The organism is Rhodanobacter aciditrophus, from assembly GCF_050026795.1.
Classification (GTDB): Bacteria; Pseudomonadota; Gammaproteobacteria; order Xanthomonadales; family Rhodanobacteraceae; genus Rhodanobacter_A.
The window spans coordinates 54,375-73,884 of record NZ_JALBWP010000010.1; the positions used below are offsets into that span (position 1 = coordinate 54,375).

The 19,510-nt window shown below is 69.6% G+C and carries 19 protein-coding genes and 1 pseudogene; 5 read left to right on the forward strand and 15 right to left on the reverse strand.

Annotation, left to right across the window (positions count from 1 at the left end; translation table 11 throughout):
• Positions 1 to 27 precede the first annotated feature (27 nt).
• The 4 genes from ACQGNW_RS05220 to ACQGNW_RS05235 form a co-directional block, all read right to left on the reverse strand.
• Positions 28 to 1,605 (reverse strand): sulfotransferase family protein, encoded by a 1,578-nt coding sequence (locus tag ACQGNW_RS05220; RefSeq protein ID WP_426662071.1) that lies wholly within the window; start codon positions 1,603 to 1,605, stop codon positions 28 to 30.
• A gap of 31 nt (positions 1,606 to 1,636) precedes the next feature.
• A complete protein-coding gene (locus ACQGNW_RS05225) occupies positions 1,637 to 3,271 on the reverse strand; it encodes a sulfotransferase family protein (RefSeq protein ID WP_426662072.1) in 1,635 nt (544 codons plus the stop codon).
• A gap of 148 nt (positions 3,272 to 3,419) precedes the next feature.
• Positions 3,420 to 5,000, reverse strand: coding sequence for a tetratricopeptide repeat-containing sulfotransferase family protein (locus tag ACQGNW_RS05230; RefSeq protein ID WP_426662073.1), 1,581 nt, complete (start codon positions 4,998 to 5,000; stop codon positions 3,420 to 3,422).
• Positions 5,001 to 5,084: 84 nt separating this feature from the next.
• The gene (locus ACQGNW_RS05235) at positions 5,085 to 7,064 is read right to left on the reverse strand and encodes a UvrD-helicase domain-containing protein (protein ID WP_426662074.1); all 1,980 of its coding nucleotides are present in this window, start codon (positions 7,062 to 7,064) and stop codon (positions 5,085 to 5,087) included.
• A 383-nt stretch (positions 7,065 to 7,447) separates the two neighbouring features.
• Between ACQGNW_RS05235 and ACQGNW_RS05240 the strand changes: the two genes are divergently transcribed.
• Both ACQGNW_RS05240 and ACQGNW_RS05245 read left to right on the forward strand, forming a co-directional pair.
• Positions 7,448 to 8,101, forward strand: coding sequence for a thymidine kinase (locus ACQGNW_RS05240; protein WP_426662075.1), 654 nt, complete (start codon positions 7,448 to 7,450; stop codon positions 8,099 to 8,101).
• A gap of 66 nt (positions 8,102 to 8,167) precedes the next feature.
• Entirely contained in the window at positions 8,168 to 8,941 is a 774-nt protein-coding gene (locus ACQGNW_RS05245; RefSeq protein ID WP_426662076.1) for a hypothetical protein, read from the forward strand.
• Between the two features lie 75 nt (positions 8,942 to 9,016).
• On the opposite strand, the gene ACQGNW_RS05250 is transcribed toward ACQGNW_RS05245, so the two are convergent.
• The 6 genes from ACQGNW_RS05250 to ACQGNW_RS05275 all read right to left on the reverse strand — a co-directional run bounded on the left by ACQGNW_RS05250 (position 9,017) and on the right by ACQGNW_RS05275 (position 13,958).
• Positions 9,017 to 9,616 (reverse strand): nitroreductase family protein, encoded by a 600-nt coding sequence (locus tag ACQGNW_RS05250; RefSeq protein ID WP_426662077.1) that lies wholly within the window; start codon positions 9,614 to 9,616, stop codon positions 9,017 to 9,019.
• Between the two features lie 167 nt (positions 9,617 to 9,783).
• On the reverse strand, positions 9,784 to 10,611 hold the full coding sequence (gene mutM / locus ACQGNW_RS05255; RefSeq protein WP_426662078.1) for a bifunctional DNA-formamidopyrimidine glycosylase/DNA-(apurinic or apyrimidinic site) lyase: 828 nt from the start codon (positions 10,609 to 10,611) through the stop codon (positions 9,784 to 9,786).
• The gene (locus ACQGNW_RS05260; protein ID WP_426662079.1) at positions 10,611 to 11,096 is read right to left on the reverse strand and encodes a hypothetical protein; all 486 of its coding nucleotides are present in this window, start codon (positions 11,094 to 11,096) and stop codon (positions 10,611 to 10,613) included. Before ACQGNW_RS05260 ends, mutM begins: the two co-directional genes overlap by 1 nt.
• Positions 11,093 to 12,445 (reverse strand): GldG family protein, encoded by a 1,353-nt coding sequence (locus tag ACQGNW_RS05265; protein ID WP_426662080.1) that lies wholly within the window; start codon positions 12,443 to 12,445, stop codon positions 11,093 to 11,095. The genes ACQGNW_RS05260 and ACQGNW_RS05265 overlap by 4 nt, the downstream gene beginning before the upstream one ends.
• A complete protein-coding gene (locus ACQGNW_RS05270; RefSeq protein WP_426662081.1) occupies positions 12,445 to 13,200 on the reverse strand; it encodes an ABC transporter permease in 756 nt (251 codons plus the stop codon). Before ACQGNW_RS05270 ends, ACQGNW_RS05265 begins: the two co-directional genes overlap by 1 nt.
• Complete coding sequence (locus tag ACQGNW_RS05275; RefSeq protein ID WP_426662082.1) at positions 13,197 to 13,958, reverse strand: ABC transporter ATP-binding protein; 762 nt, start codon at positions 13,956 to 13,958, stop codon at positions 13,197 to 13,199. Before ACQGNW_RS05275 ends, ACQGNW_RS05270 begins: the two co-directional genes overlap by 4 nt.
• A gap of 196 nt (positions 13,959 to 14,154) precedes the next feature.
• Here ACQGNW_RS05275 and ACQGNW_RS05280 point away from each other — a divergent pair, with 196 nt between their 5' ends.
• Positions 14,155 to 15,345, forward strand: coding sequence for a DesA family fatty acid desaturase (locus tag ACQGNW_RS05280; RefSeq protein ID WP_426662083.1), 1,191 nt, complete (start codon positions 14,155 to 14,157; stop codon positions 15,343 to 15,345).
• Positions 15,346 to 15,426: 81 nt separating this feature from the next.
• On the opposite strand, the gene ACQGNW_RS05285 is transcribed toward ACQGNW_RS05280, so the two are convergent.
• Positions 15,427 to 15,954, reverse strand: coding sequence for a DUF3016 domain-containing protein (locus ACQGNW_RS05285; protein ID WP_426662084.1), 528 nt, complete (start codon positions 15,952 to 15,954; stop codon positions 15,427 to 15,429).
• Between the two features lie 165 nt (positions 15,955 to 16,119).
• Here ACQGNW_RS05285 and ACQGNW_RS05290 point away from each other — a divergent pair, with 165 nt between their 5' ends.
• Complete coding sequence (locus ACQGNW_RS05290; protein WP_426662085.1) at positions 16,120 to 17,238, forward strand: saccharopine dehydrogenase family protein; 1,119 nt, start codon at positions 16,120 to 16,122, stop codon at positions 17,236 to 17,238.
• Here ACQGNW_RS05290 and ACQGNW_RS05295 read toward each other — a convergent pair.
• The 4 genes and pseudogenes from ACQGNW_RS05295 to rpmB form a co-directional block, all read right to left on the reverse strand.
• Positions 17,228 to 17,640 (reverse strand): annotated as a pseudogene (locus ACQGNW_RS05295) (thiol-disulfide oxidoreductase DCC family protein). The gene ACQGNW_RS05290 and the pseudogene ACQGNW_RS05295 sit on opposite strands and share 11 nt — an antisense overlap.
• The gene (locus ACQGNW_RS05300; protein ID WP_426662086.1) at positions 17,630 to 18,178 is read right to left on the reverse strand and encodes a DUF4166 domain-containing protein; all 549 of its coding nucleotides are present in this window, start codon (positions 18,176 to 18,178) and stop codon (positions 17,630 to 17,632) included. The pseudogene ACQGNW_RS05295 and the gene ACQGNW_RS05300 overlap by 11 nt, the downstream one beginning before the upstream one ends.
• Positions 18,179 to 18,281: 103 nt before the next feature.
• The gene (gene rpmG / locus ACQGNW_RS05305; RefSeq protein ID WP_181303365.1) at positions 18,282 to 18,449 is read right to left on the reverse strand and encodes a 50S ribosomal protein L33; all 168 of its coding nucleotides are present in this window, start codon (positions 18,447 to 18,449) and stop codon (positions 18,282 to 18,284) included.
• Between the two features lie 11 nt (positions 18,450 to 18,460).
• Entirely contained in the window at positions 18,461 to 18,697 is a 237-nt protein-coding gene (gene rpmB, locus ACQGNW_RS05310) for a 50S ribosomal protein L28 (protein WP_367843115.1), read from the reverse strand.
• 292 nt (positions 18,698 to 18,989) lie between these two features.
• On the opposite strand from rpmB, the gene secB reads away from it, so the two are divergent.
• Positions 18,990 to 19,502, forward strand: a complete 513-nt coding sequence (gene secB, locus ACQGNW_RS05315; RefSeq protein WP_426662087.1) for a protein-export chaperone SecB — start codon at positions 18,990 to 18,992, stop codon at positions 19,500 to 19,502.
• The last annotated feature ends 8 nt before the right edge of the window (positions 19,503 to 19,510 follow it).

A 19,510-nucleotide genomic window follows, 5' to 3' on the forward strand; every position in this document is an offset into this window, starting at 1 on the left:
TTTCTTCGGTCAGCGCGGTACGCGGCGTCAGCCCGGCAGTGCGATGCCCTGCCCCGCAAGCACGGTGCGCAACCCGTCCAACTGGGTTTCGTACTTGCGCCAGCGCTGCAGTGCATTGCGGTAAACCGGCTTGCGCACCTGCACCGCGCTGGCAGTGTTCACCGGGGCGTCGTTCTTCTCAAACTGCAGGCAGGCGTCCCGCCACGACAGTCGGCAAAAGTCGAGCAACTGGCGGGTGCTGGCCTCCTGCGATTCCACCAGGTCTTCGTAGCGGATCTCCAGGATGCGGCCCGGGAAAGCACGCTGCCAATGGGCGATCAGGCGATCGAACAGGACGTAATAGCGGCCGGTGTCCGCGAGGTCGAAGGAGTACGCGTAGTAGGGCGACTGGGTGGCGAACAGCTGACGGAAGTTGCTGAGGCAGGTGTCCAGCGGATCGCGGCGCAGGCACACGATCTTCGCATTGGGCAGGGCCTGGGCGATCCAGCCGGCGTAGAGGAAGTTGTGCGGCAACTTGTCGACAAAGCGTGGCGTGTGGCCAGTGGCCGGGCGTGTGCTGGCCAGGTAGTCCGTGCCCAGCGCGGCCCAGTCCAGGTCGCGGGCATGCGCGATGGCGTCTTCGTCGAGCAGCAGGGGCGTACGGCTTCCCGAGGCACGCTTGAGTGCCACGCCGAAATTCATCAGCTCGCCGGCGGAGTACACGTCGGGATGGCTGGAGACAATGCGTTCGACCAGCGTGGTGCCGCTGCGCGGCATGCCGATCACGAAGATCGGCTCCCCGCTTGGGCAGCCGGGCTTGGCTGCTTGCGGCAGGGGGAACGTCGCCGTAATGGCGGCGAACAGCGCCTCATCCTGCGCGATGCGGTAACGGCGCCCTTGTCCAGCAGCACGCTTGCCGTGCGTGTAATGCATGAACGCGGCGGGATAGTCCGCGCAATCCTCATACTCCTTGGCCAACGCCATGTGCAGATAGGTCTGCGCCTCAAGGTTGCCGTCGCAGTTGTCCAGCAGGCCACGCATGCGGGCGATGTGATTGTTGCCCGGAGACTGTTTGCGCAACTGCGCCAGCGTGAGGTGGGCCTTCCACCAGTGTGGATCGATGCGGACGCAGGCTTCCAGTTCGGCTTCGGCGGCATCGAGTCTGCCCACCGCGACCAGGGCGGTAGCGAGATTGAAACGATACGGTGCATGTTCTGGCCGGCTCGCTGCCGCACGGCGGAAAGCCTCGGCGGCCTCGGCATGGGCATGGGTCTGGGTGAACACCACGCCCAGCGTGTCCAGTGTGATCGCGTCGTCGGGGTCCAGTGCCATGGCGCGGCCGGCAGCCTCGCGCGCCTCGCGGTTCATCTTCACCAGCGCCAGCGCCTTGGCGAACTGCGTGGCGAAATCCGCGCGCCGCGGCTCCAGTTCGTTGGCGACGTGCAGGTGGGTGAGCGCCATCGGCATCCGCTGCAGTTCCAGTGCGGCGATGCCGGCGATGTAACGCAACATGGCGTCTCGGGGCATCCGCGGCAGCAGGCGGCTGGCCAGCATATCGGCCTGCTCCCATCGGCGCTGGTTGAACGCTTCGCTGAGCGCGGCGAGCTGGGCTTGGGTGTCGGTCATCGGGTGCTGACGAGGTGGAAACAGTTCAACGTTACCGCGGCGGACCGGGCGCTGGCGAGCCGATGGCTGCATCCGTTCCGACGCCGGCTTCGTCCAGTCGCTTGCGCAGTGGCGCGAGCTGGTCCTCGTAATGGCGCCAGCGGCCGATGGAAGAGCGGTACATCGGCTGCCGCACCTGCAGACCGCTGGCAGTGGCTGCCGGCGCAGCGTTGCGCTCGAACCGCAGGCAGGCGTCGTGCCAGCGCAGTCCGCAGTGTGCCAGCAGGCGACGCGTCTCGGCTTCCTGTGCATCGACCAGAGACTCATACTGCAATTCGAGGATGCGGCCTGGCAGCACCTTGTGCCAGTGGTTCATCAGGCGGTCGAACAGGATGCAGTAGTCCCCGATGTCGTCGAGGTTGAAGGAATAGTGGTAGTAGGGGAGCTTCCCGGCGAATATCTGGCGGAAATTGCCCAGGCAGGTGTCCATCGGGTCGCGCCGCAGGCAGATCATCCTGGCATTGGGCAGCGCGCGGGCGATGAAGCCCGCATAGAGGAAGTTGAACGGAAACTTGTCCACGAAACGTGGCGTGCATCCCGTGCCAGGACGGGTACTGCGGATGTAATCGGAGCCGGCACGCAACCAGTCGATGGCGCGCGCACGCGCGGCAATGTCCGGGTCTCGCCAGAACGGCGAGGAACCGTTCCATGCCCGGCCCACCGCCATGCCGAAGTTCAGCAATTCGCCGGCGGCGTGGACATCCGGATGGCTGGACAGGATGCGTTCGACCAGCGTGGTGCCGCTGCGTGGCATGCCGAACACGAAGATCGGCTCTGCGGGGGACTCGCCGCTATCGGGCGGGAGTAACGGTTCCGGGAAAGCGCGCTCCATGGCGGCAAAGATGGCTGCATCCTGTCCGGGCGTGTAGTCGATCGCTTCGCGCCCCGCTGCATTGCCTTGCCGATAGTGCTCGAAGGCCTGCGGGTAGTGCCCCAGGTCTTCGTGCTCCTTGGCCAATGCGAAATGCAGGCACAGGCGCGCCTCGCGATCGCCGGCGTGCCGCTCCAGTAGCGACTGCAGACGTTCGGTGTGTTCGCTGGTAGGCGATTGCCTGCGCAGGTTCGACAACGCCAGGTGCGCGCGCCAGAACAGTGGGTCCAGAGCCAGGCAGGCCTCGATTTCGCATTCGGCTCCCGCGATGTCGCCGACGTGCATGGATGCGGTGGCCAGGTTGAAGTGGTAGACCGGATGCGCCGGGTCAGCAGCCACGGCGCGCCGGCAGGCCGCGAGGGCGGAGTCGTGGGCCCCGCACTCGGCGTAGACGCTGCCAAGCAGATCCAGCATTGCCGGCTCCGCGGGGCGCAGTGCCATGGCGCGATCCGCAGCCGCCTGCGCCGCGCTGCGCTGTCGCGCCTCGGCAAGTGCCCGGGCGTGGTGAGCGGCGAATTCCACGCGCGAGGCGTCCAGTTCGCTGGCATGGTGCAGGTGTCGCACTGCACGCGGCAAATCATGCAGCTCCAGATGCGCAACGCCGGCGAGGTAGTGTGCGCCGGCGTGCCGCATCGCCAGAGGCAGCAACAGCGACGTCAGGCTGCGGACGCGTGGCCAGTCGCGCCGGTTGAACGCATCGATGGCTTGCGCGTAGATCTGCTCCGGGTCAGTCACGGTAGGTCGGTCCCGCGGCAAGCAATGGTGCGATATGAGCGCCCCATCGTGGTGATGCAGTACCGCGGAGTCAACGCTCCATCGGGTTGTGCCATGGGCTACACCATGATCGGCCGCTGGGTTTTGCGAGACAGACCGGAATCTGCCGGAATGCATTCCGCACAGAGATTCAGCTCATCGTCCCGATGCCTGCACCGGCCAGCATCCAGCGCAGGTCGCGCAGCTGGGCTTCGTAGTGCTGCCAGTGGCCGATCGCGTGCTGGTGGACCGGTGCGCGCACCTGCCAGGCGTTGGGCGTGTTGACCGGCGCGGTGTTGCTCTCGGAGCGCAGGCAGGCGTCGTTCCAGGGGAGCTCGCAGAAGGCCAGCAGTTCGCGCGTGGCGGCTTCCGGGTTCTCCACCAGCGACTCGTAGCGCAGTTCCAGGATGCGTCCCGGCAGCACCTTGCGCCAGTGCGCCATCAGGCGGTCGAACTGGATGTAATAGCGGCCGATGTCGTCGAGGTTGAACGAATAGTCGTAGAAGCCCGATTCCTGCTCGAACAGGTGGCGGAAGTTGCCCAGGCACGTATCCAGCGGGTCGCGGCGCACGCAGACGATCTTCGCGTTCGGCAGTGCGCGGGCGATGAAGCCGGCGTAGAGGAAGTTGTGCGGCAGCTTGTCGGTGAAGCGTGGCGTCTCGCCGCTGACCGGCCGCGTGCTGGCGAGATAGGCTGCGCCCAGCTGTTGCCAGTCGATATGGCGGGTACGGGCGGCGATGTCCGCCTCGCCCAGCAGCGTGGTGGGGCAGCCGGAGGCCCGCTGCAGCAGGGTAGGAAAGTTCTGCAGCTCGCCGGCGGAACGCACGTCAGGATGGCTGGAGAGGACGCGGTCCAGCAGGGTGGTTCCGGTGTACGGCATGCCGATGACGAAGATCGGCTCGCGCGTGGGATCGCCCGTGGCGGTCGCCGCGTCCGTGCCGGGGAAGGCGCGGATCAGCGCATCGAACATCGCCTCGTCGCGCGCGAAGCCGTAGGGGCGCATGCGCCGGCCGGCCTCCTTGCCGCGCGTGTAGTGCTCGAACGCGGCCGGGTAGTCGGCGAGGTCGTCGCACTCCTTGCCAAGCGCGACGTTGAGCAGGAGCCGGGCGCCTGGATTGTCGCCGTGCTGCCGCAGGAGTTCGCGCATCCGCGCGACGTGGTTGTGTTCCGCGGTCTGCCGCTGCAGCTGGGCGAGCAGCAGGTGGGCGTACCAATGGCGCGGCTCGAGCCGGATGCAGGCCTCCAGCTCCTGCTCGGCGCCTTCGGCGTCGCCGAGCGAGTTCAGGGCATAGGCGAGGTTGAGATGGGCGATCGCGTGGTCGGGCGTGAGCGCCACGGCGCGGCGGAATGCGTTGGCCGACTGCATCTGGGCGTTGGCCTGCCGGTAGACCATGCCCAGCGTGTCGAGGGTCGCCGCGTCGCTGGGCGACAGCGTCATCGCGCGATCCGCGACCAGCCGTGCCTCGCGGAACCGGCGCGCCATCGCCAGCGCCTTGGCGTACTGCGCGGCGTAGTCGGCGCGCCGCGGTTCCAGGTGGGTGGTCTTCAGCAGGTGCTCCAGCGCCTTCGGCAGCTGCCGCGTCTGCATGCAGGCCACGCCGGCCATGAGGTGCACCCGCGCGTCGCCAGGCGCGATCGCCAGCAACTGGGCGGTGCGTTGCTGTACGCGCGGCCAGTCGTTCTGGTTGAAGGCGGCGACGAGCTTGGTGTAAGCCCGGGTCGAGTCGATCACGTATTCCCCCTGGCGCCGGTGAGAAGAGAATCGGCCGGCTGTCCTGCGCACACTGAAAGGCACGCGGGCGAGGATGTCAACGGGTCAGCCGCCCGCCAGCATCGCCTTGATCCGCGCCATGTGCGATTCGGCGGTCTCGCGCACCGCTTCCTTGTCCGCTTCGGGGTCCTTGCCCTGCCAGTGCAGGTCGTCCTGCGGCAGCTCGTGCAGGAAGCGGCTGGGCTGGTTGCTGTGCACCTCGCCGTAGCGCCTGGTCTTGGCCGACCACGACAGCGTCAGCAACTCCTTGGCGCGGGTGATGCCCACGTACATCAGGCGACGTTCCTCGTCGATGCGGCCTTCGTCGATCGCGCCGTCGTGCGGCAGGGTGCCGTCCTCGCAACCGACGATGAAGACGAAGCGGAACTCCAGGCCCTTGGCAGCGTGCAAGGTCATCATGCGCACCGCGTTGCCGGGGTCGTCGCGGTCGGCGTGGCTGAGCAGCGCCAGTTGTGCGGCGAGGTCGCCCGCGCTGTCGCCTTTCTGCATCGCGCGAAACCAGTCGGTGAGCTCGCGCAGGTTGCCGAGCTTGCGCTCGCGCACGCTGGCGTCCGGTGTGCCGGCGGCGAGCTGCGCCGCGTAACCGGTGCGCTTGAGGATGCGTTCGACCAGATCCGCCGCGCTCTCGTGCAGCGAGGCGTTGCGCAGTTCGTCGAGCAGTTCGGAGAACGCGGCCAGCGCGGCGGCCGGGCGTGGCGTGAGCTGGCGCAGCACGGCGTCGCTGCGCGTGGCTTCCAGCAGCGAGCAGTGCTTCGACTGCGCGAGCTGGCCGAGCTTCTCCAGCGTGGTCGCGCCGATCTCGCGCTTGGGGCTGTTCACCACGCGCAGGAAGGCGGCGTCGTCGTTCGGGTTGGTGAGCAGGCGCAGGTAGCAGAGCACGTCCTTCACCTCGGCGCGGTCAAGGAAGCTCAGCGCGCCGGTGAGGTGATACGGGATGCGCGCCAGGCGCAGCGCCTTCTCCAGCGGCCGCGCCTGGAAGTTGCCGCGGTAGAGGATGGCGATGTCGTGCCAGCGCGCCTTGTGCTTCTCCGCCAGCGTGGCGGCGAGCGCGGCCACCTTCTCGGCCTCGTGCTCGGCCTCCTTGCATTCCAGCACGCGGATCGGCGCGCCCTCCGGATGCTCGCTCCACAGCTTCTTTTCGTGGCTGTGCGGGTTGTGCGCGATCAGCGCGTTCGCCGCGCGCAGGATGCGCTTGCCGCAGCGGTAGTTCTGCTCCAGCTTGATCACGCGCAGGTTCGGCCAGTCGCGGCCGAGCTGGTCGATGTTTTCCGGGTTGGCGCCGCGCCAGGCGTAGATGCTCTGGTCGTCGTCGCCCACGCAGGTGATGCCGCCGCGCTCGCCGGCGAGCGCCTTGAGCAGGCGGTACTGCGCGTCGTTGGTGTCCTGGTATTCGTCCACCAGCAGGTAGCGCAGGCGCTCGCGCCAGCTGGCGCGGCATTCGTCGTCCGACTCCAGGATGCGCAGCGGCAGCCGGATCAGGTCGTCGAAGTCCACCGCGTTGAACGCGGCGAGGCGTGCCTGGTACAGCTCGTAGATCGTGGCCGCCTCCAGTTCGCGCGGACTGCGCGCGGCGGCCAGCGCTTCTTCCGGCGAGAGGCCGGCGTTCTTGGCGCGGCCCAGCAGGTTGCGCAGGTTGAACAGCACGTCGGGCTTGGCGCCCTTCGGCGCGAGCTCCTTGACGATGCCCTCGCTGTCGTCCGCGTCCAGCACCGAGAAGCCGCGGCGCAGGCCGGCGCGCGCGTGCTCGATCTGCAGGAACTTCAGCCCCAGCGCGTGGAACGTGCTCACGGTGAGTGCGGCGGCGTCCTCGCTGGACACCAGCTTGCCCACGCGCTCGCGCATCTCGCGCGCGGCCTTGTTGGTGAAGGTGATCGCGGCGATTTTCGATGCCGCCAGCTTCCGCCGCTGGATCAGGTGCGCGATCTTCTGCGTGATCACGCTGGTCTTGCCCGAACCCGCGCCCGCCAGCACCAGCAGCGGGGAATCGCAGTGTTCGACGGCAGCCAGTTGTTGCGGATTGAGCATGGAGCATGGCAGGGCGTGAGGCGGCGGCCGATGGTAGCAGAGCGGTCCGGTTGGCCCGGATGCCGGTGTGGTCGCCAGTGGCCGTGCACGCCTGGCGCAACGCCCTGGCCCACCCGGCATCGCGGGCCGCCACGCCGGCGATCGCGTCGCCGTGGCCACCGGGGAACTTGGTGATGCTGTGCCATCGCGCCGGGCCTGTTGCGGCGGTCGGCAGGACCGAGCCTGCAAGACGAGCTGCGGGCCGATCCGGCGCAGACGCTGGAGGCCGTGCCGCGGGCCAGGGCCGCCGGACTGCGCACGGTGTTCCGTCGTCCCGGAGTGATGGGGGCCGGAACCGGCGGCGGCCGCGTTACCATGCGTGTCCACCACCGCCGCGCACCGCCATGGCCAAGCTCTACTTCTATTACTCGGCGATGAACGCCGGCAAGACCACCACGCTGCTGCAGAGCGCGTACAACTACCACGAGCGCGGCATGCGCACGCTGATCCTCACGCCGGCGCTGGACACGCGCCACGGCGAGGGCACGGTGGCCTCGCGCATCGGCCTGCAGGCGAACGCGCGCCGCTTTGCCGGCGAGGAGAACCTGCTCGCGCTGGTCGAGGCCGACATCGCCGCGCACGGCACGCTGAACTGCGTGTTCGTGGACGAGGCGCAGTTCCTCACCCGTGCGCAGGTGTGGCAGCTCAGCGACGTGGTGGACAGGCTGCACGTCCCGGTGCTGGCCTACGGCCTGCGCACGGACTTCCGCGGCGAGCTGTTCGAGGGCAGCGGCTACCTGCTGGCCTGGGCCGACGAGCTGCAGGAGATCAAGACGATCTGCCACAGCGGCAGCAAGGCCACCATGGTGGTGCGCGTGGACGGGCAGGGCCGTGCGGTCACCGACGGGCCGCAGGTTGAGATCGGCGGCAACGACCGCTATGTCTCGGTGAGCCGCGCCGAGTTCAAGAAGATCACCGGCGGCCACGGCCGCATCGAGCTGCAGCAGAGCGTGCTGCCGTTACAGGATCCGTGCCCCGCGGATTCTCGGGATCGGTAACGGGCTCCGGCCGTACCGTGCAGAAGCACTCCCATTGAACATCGCCGCCCCATCCCAGGCCGCCCCATGACCGAAATCGCCCCAACCCCCGAGTGGCCGCGCCCCTACTGGCAACCCGGTGCCGGCAGCGACGCGCTGCTGCAGTTCTACGTGTTCGGCAAGTTCGAGCGCGAGCTGGTGATCCCGGCCATGCGCTATGGCAGCCCGGGCCTGCCCGCGGGCGTGGACCTCCGGCGCTTCCAGAACCTCGAGCTGCGCAAGTGGGAGGGCTATCCCCTCCACGGCTCGCTGGGCGAGATCCTGCGCGGCGAGGTGCCCAAGGTCCACGAGCAGGCGCGCGTCGCGCCCGATGTGCTGGTGGTGCGCGGCCAGCTGGCCGATCGCGCCAGCCTCGATTACCTGCGCGACACGCTGGGCGTGCTCGCCGCCCTGCTCGACATCGGCGGGTGCGCGATCCTCGACCCGCAGATCCTCTCGCTGTTCGGTGCCGAGGCGTGGCGCGAGCGCTACCTGGTGAGGAACGGCGCGCCGCCGCGCAACCACGTGCTGATCCTGCGCAGCGACGAGCCGGGCGGCGACCGTTCCTGGGTGCACACGCGCGGCATGCGCAAGTTCGGCCGCCCCGACCTCAGCTTCCGCCAGGTGCCGGCGCAGGAGCTGGACCGCGCCGGCGTGCTGTGCGAGAAGCTGGTGGAGATGCAGGCGCTGGGCACCCGCTTCGCCGCGGGCCAGGCGCTGGAGGTGGAAGGCCTGCCGCAGGCGCTGGTCGCGCAGCCGGGCGGCAGCCTCGACGATCCGGAGTTCAACAACCTGCACGTGGAATTCCGCTGGCCGTCCTGAGCGGCGGCGCGCCATCGGCGAAGCGAAAGAGGGCGGCCATGGGCCGCCCTCTCCGCGTGCGTGGCGGGGGCCGGTTCAGCCGGCAACGATGAAGCGCTGGCCGTCGTCCATGAAAGCCTTCTCGCCGAAACCGTTCTCGTGCGAACCGAACGGCATCTGCGCGCGCAGCTTCCACGAGGCCGGCACGTTCCAGGCCGCGCGGGCGGCATCGTCCACCAGCGGATTGTAGTGCTGCAGGCTGGCGCCGATGCCGGCGTCGGTGAGCGCCAACCACACGGCGAACTGCGCCATGCCGCCCGACTGCTCGGACCACACCGGGAAGTTGTCCGCATACAGCGCGAACTTCTCCTGCAGGCCCTTCACCACGTCCTGGTCCTCGTAGAACAGCACGGTGCCCACACCGGCGGCGAAGCTGTCCAGCTTGGCGGCGGTCTGCGCGAATGCCTCGGCCGGCACGACCCTGGCGAGGGCCTCCTTGGCCAGCGTCCAGAACTTCACGCTCTGTTCGCCGAACAGGATCACGGCGCGCGAGCTCTGCGAGTTGAACGAGGACGGCGTGTGCCTGATCGCCTCCTGGATGAGGCTGTTCAGGGCATCCTTGTCCATGTTCACGTTGCGGCCCAGCGCGTACTGGGTGCGGCGCTTCTTGAGATGTTCGATCACGGCGTTGGTCATGGCGGTTGCTCCGTAAGAGGAAAAGCCGAACCCGCGGAACGCCAGGGCGTTCCGGTCTTGTGCGTGTGTGTTCGGGATGGCGGATATGTTGGGCGCGCGGCGCCTTGGCCGGTAGCCGGCAATCCGTGATTACACCGTTTCCTTCGGGAAACGCCGGGCGTCCGCCCTCAGCGCTGGCAGTGCGGACACCAGAACGTGGAGCGCTGGCCCTGCACGGTCTGCCGTATCGCCGTGCCGCAGACCTTGCACGGCTCGCCCGCACGGCCGTACACCATCAGCTCGCGGAAGAAGTAGCCGGGCGCGCCGTCGGGGGCGAGGAAGTCGCGCAGCGTGGTGCCGCCGCGTTCGATCGCATAGGCGAGGATGCGCTTCACCTCGGCGGCGAGCCGCGCGTAGCGTGCGCGCGACACGCTGCCGGCCTCGCGGCGCGGATCGATGCCGGCGGCGAACAGCGCCTCGCTGGCGTAGATGTTGCCCACCCCGACGACGATGGCGTTGTCCATCAGGAACAGCTTCACGGCCGCGCTGCGGCCGCGCGAGAGCTGCCACAGCAGGTCGCCGTCGAAGGCGTCGGTGAGCGGTTCGGGGCCAAGCTTCGCGAGCAGTTCGTGGGTACTGCCGGGCGGCTGCCACAGGAGGCAGCCGAAGCGGCGCGGATCGGTGAAGCGCAGCACGCGCGGGCCTTCGTGCGCGCCGCGCGCGAGCGCGATGTCCACGTGGTCGTGCGGCCCCACGGGCGCGTCGGGCGGCAGCACGCGCAGCATGCCGCTCATGCCGAGGTGCAGCAGGGCACTGCCGGCGGCGGTGTGCAGCAGCAGGTATTTCGCGCGGCGTTCCACCGCGTCGATGCGCTGGCCGGGAAGCAGCTCGCTGATCTCGTGCGGTATCGGCCAGCGCAGGTCGGGCCGGCGCAGCACCACTGCCATCACGCGCCGGCCGACCACGTGCGGGGTGATGCCGCGGCGGGTGGTTTCGACTTCGGGCAGCTCGGGCATCAGTGCAGGTCGACGTGTTCGGCCGCAGGCGCCTGCGGCATGAAGCGCAACGACACCAGTGCCACCCGCGCACCCACCTGCACGTAGCACTGCGGGCCGGTGGCGCTCATCGCACCGAAGGCGAGGCGCCGGCCGTCGAGACTCAGCACGGCCTGCGGCGGGGCGAGGCCGATCTTCGCGGCGTCGAAGTCGGCGGCGGCGCGCCATTGCAGCACCGGCGCGGCGGCCGCGGCGGCGAGCCTGTCGAGGTAGCGGTCGTCGGCGCGGTTGCCGTCGGCGCGCCACCAGTGGCCGTCGCGTTTCGCGTAGTGCGCGGCGGGTGTGTCCCCGAGTCGCAGCGTCACGTCGGTGATTGCGGCGGGGTCGAGCGCGAGCAGGGTACCCGGCGCGCCGTGCGCATCGCGCTGCCATTGCCACAGCGCCAGCGCGAGCAGGGCGGCGACGCCCGCCAGCATCGACAGCCGGGCGCGCGCGGCCCGCTTCATGCGCGACGCCGGCGCCAGAAGATCAGGCCGCCGATCGCGAGCAGCAGCAGCGGCAGCGCCACCATGAAGCCGATGGTGGCGGCGTCGAGTTCGCCCTGGCCGATGCGCAGCACGCGGTCGGGCACGCCCTCGCGCGGCAGGTCGACCAGCGCGTCGTCGCCCAGCAGCCAGTTGAAGATGCGCTCTCCCAGCGCGCGGTTGCCGCCTTCGCCGAGGTAGGCGTTGGAGAGGAAGTCGCCGTCACCGACCACGACCGCGCGTTGCTCGCGTTTGTCCGGGCTGGGCGAGAGACGGTCCAGTGCGAAGCCGAAGTCCAGCGGCCCCTTGAGCTCGCCGGCAGCGGCGTCATAGCGGATGTCGGAAGGATGCGCGTTGTCGATGGGATGGAACTCGGTCCAGCTCTGCGCGCTGGAGCGCAGCAGCGGCGCGGCCGTCCAGCCGCCGGCGCCGGTGCGCGCCAGCGCGGCCACCTGCGGGAAGCGCGTGGCGAGCCGGAAGCCCAGCGTGATCGGGTTGGGCGGGTACATGCCCACCGCCAGCAGGCGCGGGTCGTCGAGACCCAGCGCGGCGCCGCCGCCGTCCACCAGCACGCCCGGAAGAACCTGGATGTCCAGCGCCCTGGCCAGCGGATCGAGGCCGAGGTCGCCGTTCGCCGGATCGCGCAGCCACAGCAGGTTGCCGCCGCCCTGCACGTAGGCGACCAGTGCCTGCACCGCGCCTGTGGGCAACGCCACGGTGGGACTGGCCAGCACCACGAGGTTGGTGCCTTGCGGCACGGCTGCTGCCTGCGTGAAGCTCAGCGGCACCGCGCGCAGCCCGCTCTGCGCGAGCTGGCCCATCAGCACGCCCAGGTCGGCATTGCCCTGGCCCGAAGGCAGGCGTTCGCCGTCGCCGGTGACGAAGGCCACGATGCGGTCGTCGCCGCGGATCAGCCGCTCCAGCGCGTTCGTCACGCTGCGTTCGGAGAGTTCGGTAAGCCGCTGCTCGTGGCCCCGATAGCGCAGGACCATTTCGCCGTCCAAGGCGATGCCCAGCTCGCGCATCCGCGCCGGGTCCTGTTGCGGATCGACGAAACGCAGGCTGAGGTCGGGCTTCACCAGCCGGTAGCGTTGCAGGAAGGCGCCGATCGCGGCGCGCAGGTCGCCCTGTGGACTGGCGTAGCTGACGATCTCGACCGGGCCGCGCAGCTGCGCCAGCACCGCGCGGCTCTGCGGAGACAGGCTCAGGCGGCCGTTCGCGGTCCAGTCGGCGACATGCGCGTAGCGCGTGCCGAGATAGCCGGCGGCGCCGGCGCCGGCGAACAGCAGCAGGGCGAACAGCCAGCCGTCGAACCGTCGTGCAAGGCGCATCAGCCGCGCTCCCGGTCGGCCGCGAGCCGGCGCGTGGCCAGCGCGAGGCAGACCGCGACCAGCAGCACGAACCAGAGGATGTCGGCGGTGGAGACCAGCCCGCGCAGCAGGTTCTGCGCGTGCGTGCTCATCGCCAGCCAGTTGACGATGCCGTCGTCGAGGCCGGCCATCTGCGCGCCGAGGTTCACATTCCACAACGCCAGGCCCAGCAACAGCGCCACCGCGGCGGCGATCGCCGGATGCGCGGTGAAGGCGGAGGCGGCGACCGCCAGCGCGGCCAGTGCGGCCAGCATCAGGGCGATGCCGAGCGTGGCGGCAGCCAGCTTGCCCCAGTCCGGCGTGGTGGCGTGCGCCAGCGAAAGCGGCATCGCCAGGGTCAACGCCAGCCACGCCAGCAGCCACAGCAGCGTGGCGAGGTACTTGCCCAGCACGATGCGCGAGGCGGGCACGCCCGCGGCGAACAGCAGCGGCAGCGTGCCGTTGCGGCGTTCGCCCGCCAGCGTGGACATGGCGAGCAGCGGCACCACCAGGAACGCCAGCTGCGCGAGCTGGCCGAGCAGCGGCACCGCGACCAGGTCGACGTAGCCGGGGCCGTCCGGCCGGGCGGCGCGCTGGATCTCGCCGGCGAGGAAGTCGCCCAGCAGGCGGGTGAAGCACCAGCCCAGCCAGGCCAGGCTCAGCGCCAGCAGCACCCAGGCCAGCGGCTGCACGCGCAGGCGGCGCGTTTCGAGGCGAAGCATCGCAAGGAGCGTCATGCGGCACGCGCCGCCGGGTTGGCGCCGTGCATGGCGATCTCGAAGAAGCGGCGCTCCAGTGCGGCGTGGTCGTCGGCGCGCACCGGGCCGTCGTGGCGCAGGCGGCCTTCGTGCAGGATCGCCACGCGGTCGCACACCGCGGTGACCTCGACCAGCACATGGGTGGACAGGATCACCGCGGTGCCCGCGGCGGCCTGCTCGCGGATCAGCGCGCGCAAGGCGGTGACCTGCACCGGGTCGAGCGCGTTGGCCGGTTCGTCCAGCACCAGCAGGGCGGGGCGGTGCAGCAGCGCGCAGGCCAGGCCCAGGCGCTGGCGCTGGCCCTGCGACAACATGCCCGCCAGCCGCCGCGCCAGCGGCTGCAGTTCCAGCCGGGCCAGCGTCGCTTCGCGGGCCTCGCGCAGCGCCGCGCCGGCAAGGCCGCGCAGGCGGCCGTGGGCGTCCAGGTGCTCGGCCACGGTGAGTTCGGACCACACCGGCGCACGCTCGGGCAGCCAGCCGACCAGCCGGCGCGCCAGCTCGGGGCGTTCCAGGAAATCCTCGCCGTTCAGGTAGATGGCGCCGCGGTCCGGCCGCAACGCGCCGGCGACCATCGACAAGGTGGTGGACTTGCCTGCGCCATTGACGCCGAGCAGGCCCAGCACCTGGCCCGGGGGCAGCGTCAGGCTCAGTTCCTGCACCGCGACGCGCCCGGCGCGATGGCGGGCGATGCGATCGAGTTGCAGCGCGGGAGGCGCGGCGGAATTGGCGGCGGTCATTGCGCGATTGTCGGTGCGACCCCATCTTCACACAACCGGCCGCGGTCACACGGGCGCGCTTAACGGCGTCCGGCGGCTTTAACGAAAGCGCAAGCGCCCGCGTCATACCATGGTCGAATCGCCTGCCAACATGCTGGCGAGTACGGCAAACCCTCACCTAGACTGCCCCCACGACTACCGTTCCGAGTCCCGTCCGATGCTCGATACCGTGCTGAATTTCCTGTCCAGCGGCCTCACCCACGCCAGTTGGGTGGGCATGCTGGTCTACCTGCTGGTGGCGACCCAGCTCACCATCTTCACGGTGACGCTGTACCTGCATCGCAGCCAGACGCACCGCGGGGTGGATTTCCATCCGGCGCTGGCGCACTTCTTCCGCTTCTGGGGCTGGCTCAGCACCGGCATGGTCACCCGCGAGTGGGTGGCGGTGCACCGCAAGCACCACGCCAAGGTGGAGACCGAGGAAGATCCGCACAGCCCGGTGATCTTCGGCATCAAGAAGGTGTTCTGGGACGGCGTGTCGCTGTACCGCGACGCCTGCGCCTCGAAGGAGGACATGCAGCAGTACGGCCGCGGCACCCCGGACGACTGGGTGGAGCACAAGGTCTACGGCGCCCATCCGTATTCCGGTCCGGCGTTGATGCTGATCATCGACCTCGCGCTGTTCGGCGTGATCGGCGCGGCGATCTGGGCCGTGCAGATGATCTGGATCCCGTTCTGGGCCGCCGGCTTCGTCAACGGCATCGGCCACTGGGCCGGCTACCGCAACTTCGAGAGCGCCGACACCTCGCGCAACCTGCTGCCGTGGGGCTTCTGGATCGGCGGCGAGGAGCTGCACAACAACCATCATGCGTTCCCCAGCTCGGCGAAGTTCGCGCTGCGCAAGTGGGAATTCGACATCGGCTGGGCGGCGATCTGCGCGCTGCGCGCGGTGGGCCTGGCCAAGGTGCTGCGCGTGGCGCCCACGCTGGACGTGCGCCCCAACGTGCCGCTGCCCGACGCCGAGACCCTGAAGGCGCTGCTCACCCACCGCTTCCAGGCGATGACCGACTTCTACCGCAACGTGATCGTGCCCACTCTGCGCGACGAGGCCACGCACGCCGGCGAGAGCATCAAGGCGGTGCCGCGCCGCATGCGCCGCGCGCTGGCCGACGGCGGTCGCTGGCTGGACAGCGACGGCAGCAGCAAGCTGCAGGCGGTGCTGGCCAAGCGTCCCAACCTGCGCGTCGTATGCGATTTCCGCAGCCGCCTTGCGGCCCTGATGGAGCAGCGCGGCGCCGAGCAGGCGCTGAAGGGACTGCAGCAGTGGATCGTCGAAGCCGAGCAGAGCGGCATCCGCGCGCTGCAGGACTTCGCGGCGCGGCTGAAGGGTTACGCGGTCGCTGCCTGATCCGCCCGGCCCCAGTCCACGAAAGACATGAAAAAGGCCCGCCACATGGCGGGCCTTTTGCGTGGGGTGTGGCGCCGACCCTCAGAGCTGGTCGGGGCCCTTGCGCAGCCAGCGGTCGATCAGCGCCTTTTCGTAGCGCAGGCTGTCGGCGCTCGATGCGCTGACGCTGCTGGAAGTGAGGAATCCCGGATCGCGCAGCTTGCGCGTGCCCTCGCGGAGCAGCTTGCCGTCGGCGCCGGTAAGGCGGAAGCGCAGGTCGATGCGCGGCGGGTAGATGTCCTTGATGATGCGAACCTCGCGCAGCGTACCGCGGTGCCACGGCTCGAAGTCGCCGGCGCGGTCGATGTCGGTCACCACGATGTCGAGGCGTTCGCCCGGCGGCAGGATCCGGCCGGCGCGATCCTCGATGTACGACTTCAGCACCTTGAGGTAATCGTCGTCGGCGCGTTGCGGCGCCAGTGCGCGCACCTTGCGGGTCTCGGTGAAGTGCTCGGGATGGTCGTAGCTGACGGTGACGTTCGCGGCCGTCGCCGCGGCCGCGGCCAGCACGGGCATGGCGGCCAGCGACACGGTGGCGAGCAGGAGACGCAGGGCGGTCCGGCATTTCATGGCGGCGTTCCTCCGGCGTGGGCGATGTCGCCCGGATACCCAACGATAACGCGGTAGCGCCGCGGCGGTGCACGGGTTGTCCATCGGATCGCCGGGCCGGCTGTTTCGCCCGTGCGCCGCGTGGCATGCTCGGGCGATCCGGGAGCCTGCCGACGGGGGACGTGGATGGGTCTGCGCGTGGTGGTGCTTGGGGCAGCCGGTGTATTCGGTTCGCGCATCGCGGCGAGGCTGGCGCACGACGAGCGGTTCGAGTTGCTGCTCGCGGGGCGCCGCCTGCCGCTGCTCGAGGGTCTCCGCGCATGCATCGGCGACATGTGCGTGCGCGCCTGTGCGCTGGACACGGCCGCTGCGGACTTTCCGGCGGCGCTGGCCGCGTTGCGGCCGCAACTGGTGATCCATGCCGCCGGTCCGTTCCAGGGGCAGGACTACCGCGTCGCCGAGGCGTGCATGGCCGCCGGCAGCGATTACATCGACCTCGCCGACGGCCGCGATTTCGTCTGCGGCTTTTCCCGGCTCGACGAACGCGCACGGCGTGCGGGCCGGCTGCTGGTCAGCGGCGCGTCCAGCGTGCCGGCGCTGAGTTCGGCGGCGGTCGATGCGCTGTTGCCGAGGTTCGGCTCGCTGCATGCGATCGAGCATGCGATCAATCCCGGCAACCGCACGCCGCGCGGCGATGCCACGGTGGCATCCATCCTCGGCTATTGCGGGCGTCCCGTCCGGCTGTGGCGCAACGGCCGCTGGGAGGTGGCGCACGGCTGGATGGACAGCCGGCGGCAGTGGTTCCCGTTCGGCCAGCGCCGCGTGGGCGTTTGCGACATACCGGACCTGGAACTGTTTCCCGCGCGTTATGCACAGGCGCGCTCGGTGATCTTCCGCGCCGGTCTCGAATTGCCGCTGCTGCAATGGGCCACCTGGGGCATGGGCGTGCTGGTGCGGCTGGGCGTGATCCGCGACCTCGCGCGCCACGCGCCCGCGCTGCGGCGCATGAGCGAGTGGTTCCTGCGTTTCGGCTCGGATGTCGGCGGCATGACGGTGGAGTTGCGCGGCACGGATGTGCAGGGCCGGCCGCTGCATCTGTGCTGGTGGCTGGATGCCGACGCGGGCGACGGCCCGCAGGTGCCGGTGACGCCCGCGATCGTCCTGGCGCGACGCCTGGCGGATGGCCTGCTGGAAGCGAAGGGCGCCATGTCGTGCATGGGTTTGCTCACGCTGGAGCAGATCGTCGAAGGCTTCGACGGATTCGCGCTGCGCACGGACGTCGAGGTGATGCCGGTCAGTCGATGAAGCGCCACGCCTGTTCCGGCCCTGGCAGCCGGCATGGCGCGCGCCCGCCGAACAGACGATGGCGGTGGTGGGCGATCCAGCGACAGGCGGGGTCGCGCAGGCGTCGCGGAATCGCGCGCAGCAGCGCGCCTGTCGTGTGCCGCGTACCGCCAGCTGGTCCAGCACGCGGGCGATGGCATCCGTGTCGCTGTAGCCTCGCCCCTGCGCGACCAGCAGGAGCGACACCGGGTCGTCGGGCGACAGTCCCTAGGCGACGAGCAAGGCGCGCCCGTGCCGCCCCTGCATGGCCGCCAGCCGGAAGCGGCCGGCGCGGTCGTGGCGCAGGATGAAAGCCACCCGGCGGCTGCACAGCACGCAGACGCCGTCGAAGACGATGACGGGGTGCCCGTCCTCAGGCGACATGCTCGATTTCCAGCCAGCCGCGGTAGGCGACGAGCCGGCCGACCAGCGGCAGGCGCGCGTCGATGTCGAAGACGTAACGCCCGTCGCGCATGCCGCTGCGCGACAGCACCGTGCCGGAGAGTGCGCGCGGCAACGGCAGGCCAAGCAGGCGCACGCCCAGCAGTTGCCAGTCGATGGCGTCGCCATCGCGTTGCAGCGCGAAACGCAGGGTCGCTGGCCCGAGCCGTTCGTGCAGCTGTCCGTCGTTGCCGGCGTGCAGCGTCGAATGCATGGAGCCACGCAGGAAGCGTCGGCTCCAGCATTCGTGCGTCGGATGTCGTTCGATGGTGACCGCGATCGCCTGCCCGGCGCCCGGTCCCGGCAGGGTCAGCAGCCGTCGCAGCAGGCGGGCAAGCCAGTGGGTCTCGCCTTCGACATCGGCCTCGCCGCTGGCCTGGACGATGCGGCCTTCGGCGTGCATGCGCTGCACTTCGGGCGCCAGCCGCGACCAGTCGGAGGGCGCAAACAGCGTGCGGAACAGGGCGGTGGTCGGCGGCATGCTGCCGATCATCCGGAGCCGCCCGGCCGGGGGCAAGCGATGCCCGCCCACGGCAAGAAAAAACCCGCCACGTGGGCGGGTTCCTTCCGGAAGCGGCGATCGATTACTTGATCTTGCCTTCCTTGTAGATCACGTGCTTGCGCACGACCGGATCGTACTTCTTGAACTCGAACTTTTCCGGCGTGTTCTTCTTGTTCTTCTGCGTGGTGTAGAAGTGGCCGGTACCGGCCGAAGAAATCAGGCGGATCTTGTCGTTTGCACCCTTGGCCATGACTGTTCTCCTCAGACCTTCTCACCGCGGGCACGCAGCTCGGCGATCACGGCCTCGATGCCCTTCTTGTCGATGGTGCGCAGCGCGTGGTTGGAGACGCGCAGCTTGACCCAGCGATTCTCGCTGGCGACCCAGAAGCGGCGCTCGTGCAGGTTCGGCAACCAGCGGCGGCGGGTCTTGTTGTTGGCGTGCGAGACGTTGTTGCCGGTCTGCACACCCTTTCCGGTGACTTGGCAAATGCGGGCCATGATGAGCTCCGTGGTGTTCTGTTGACCGCCCGTTGGCCAGGGCGACATCGGCCCAGCGGCGCCAGGCGCCACGCGATGCTGGAGGGGTGTTGCAACTTCCTGCCGCGAGGCCCGCATCGCGTGGCGGGCGCCCCGGATGACCCGGGTCGACAGTGACGAGCCGCGCATTATCCTTCAGAAACAGCCCAGTGCGCAATCCGCCGGGTCGGCCCCCGCCTGCCCGCGTGTGCACGGGGCCGGCAGGTATGAAACAATCGCCCTCTTTTGACGCCAGACCTACAGAGGGATTCCCATGGCAGAAGTCATCGCCAACGGCCAGGCCAGCGAGCAGGGCAACCCGCCGCAGCTGGTGCTGCAGAAGATCTACGTGAAGGATGTTTCCTTCGAGGTGCCGGGTGCGCCGCAGATCTTCCAGGAATTCAGCAGCGAGAGCGACCAGACCGCGCCGCAGGTGCAGCTGAACCTGGGCCACAAGGCCATGGACCTGGGCAACGACCTCTACGAGGTGGTGCTCAGCGTCACCCTCACATGCACGCTGGGCGAGCGCACCGCCTACCTCGCCGAAGTGGAGCAGGCCGGCCTGTTCGGCATCTCCGGCTTCAGCGCCGAGGACCTCGCCGGGGTGATCGGCAGCTACTGCCCGAACCTGTTGTTCCCGTACGCGCGCCAGGTGATCTCCTCGATGGTGCTGGAGGGCGGCTTTCCGCCGTTCCTGCTGCAGCCGATCAACTTCGACGCCCTGTACGCCGAACAGCAGCGCCGCATGGCCGGCGGCGGGGACGCACCGGCGGCGCTCAACAGCTGAGCGCCCGC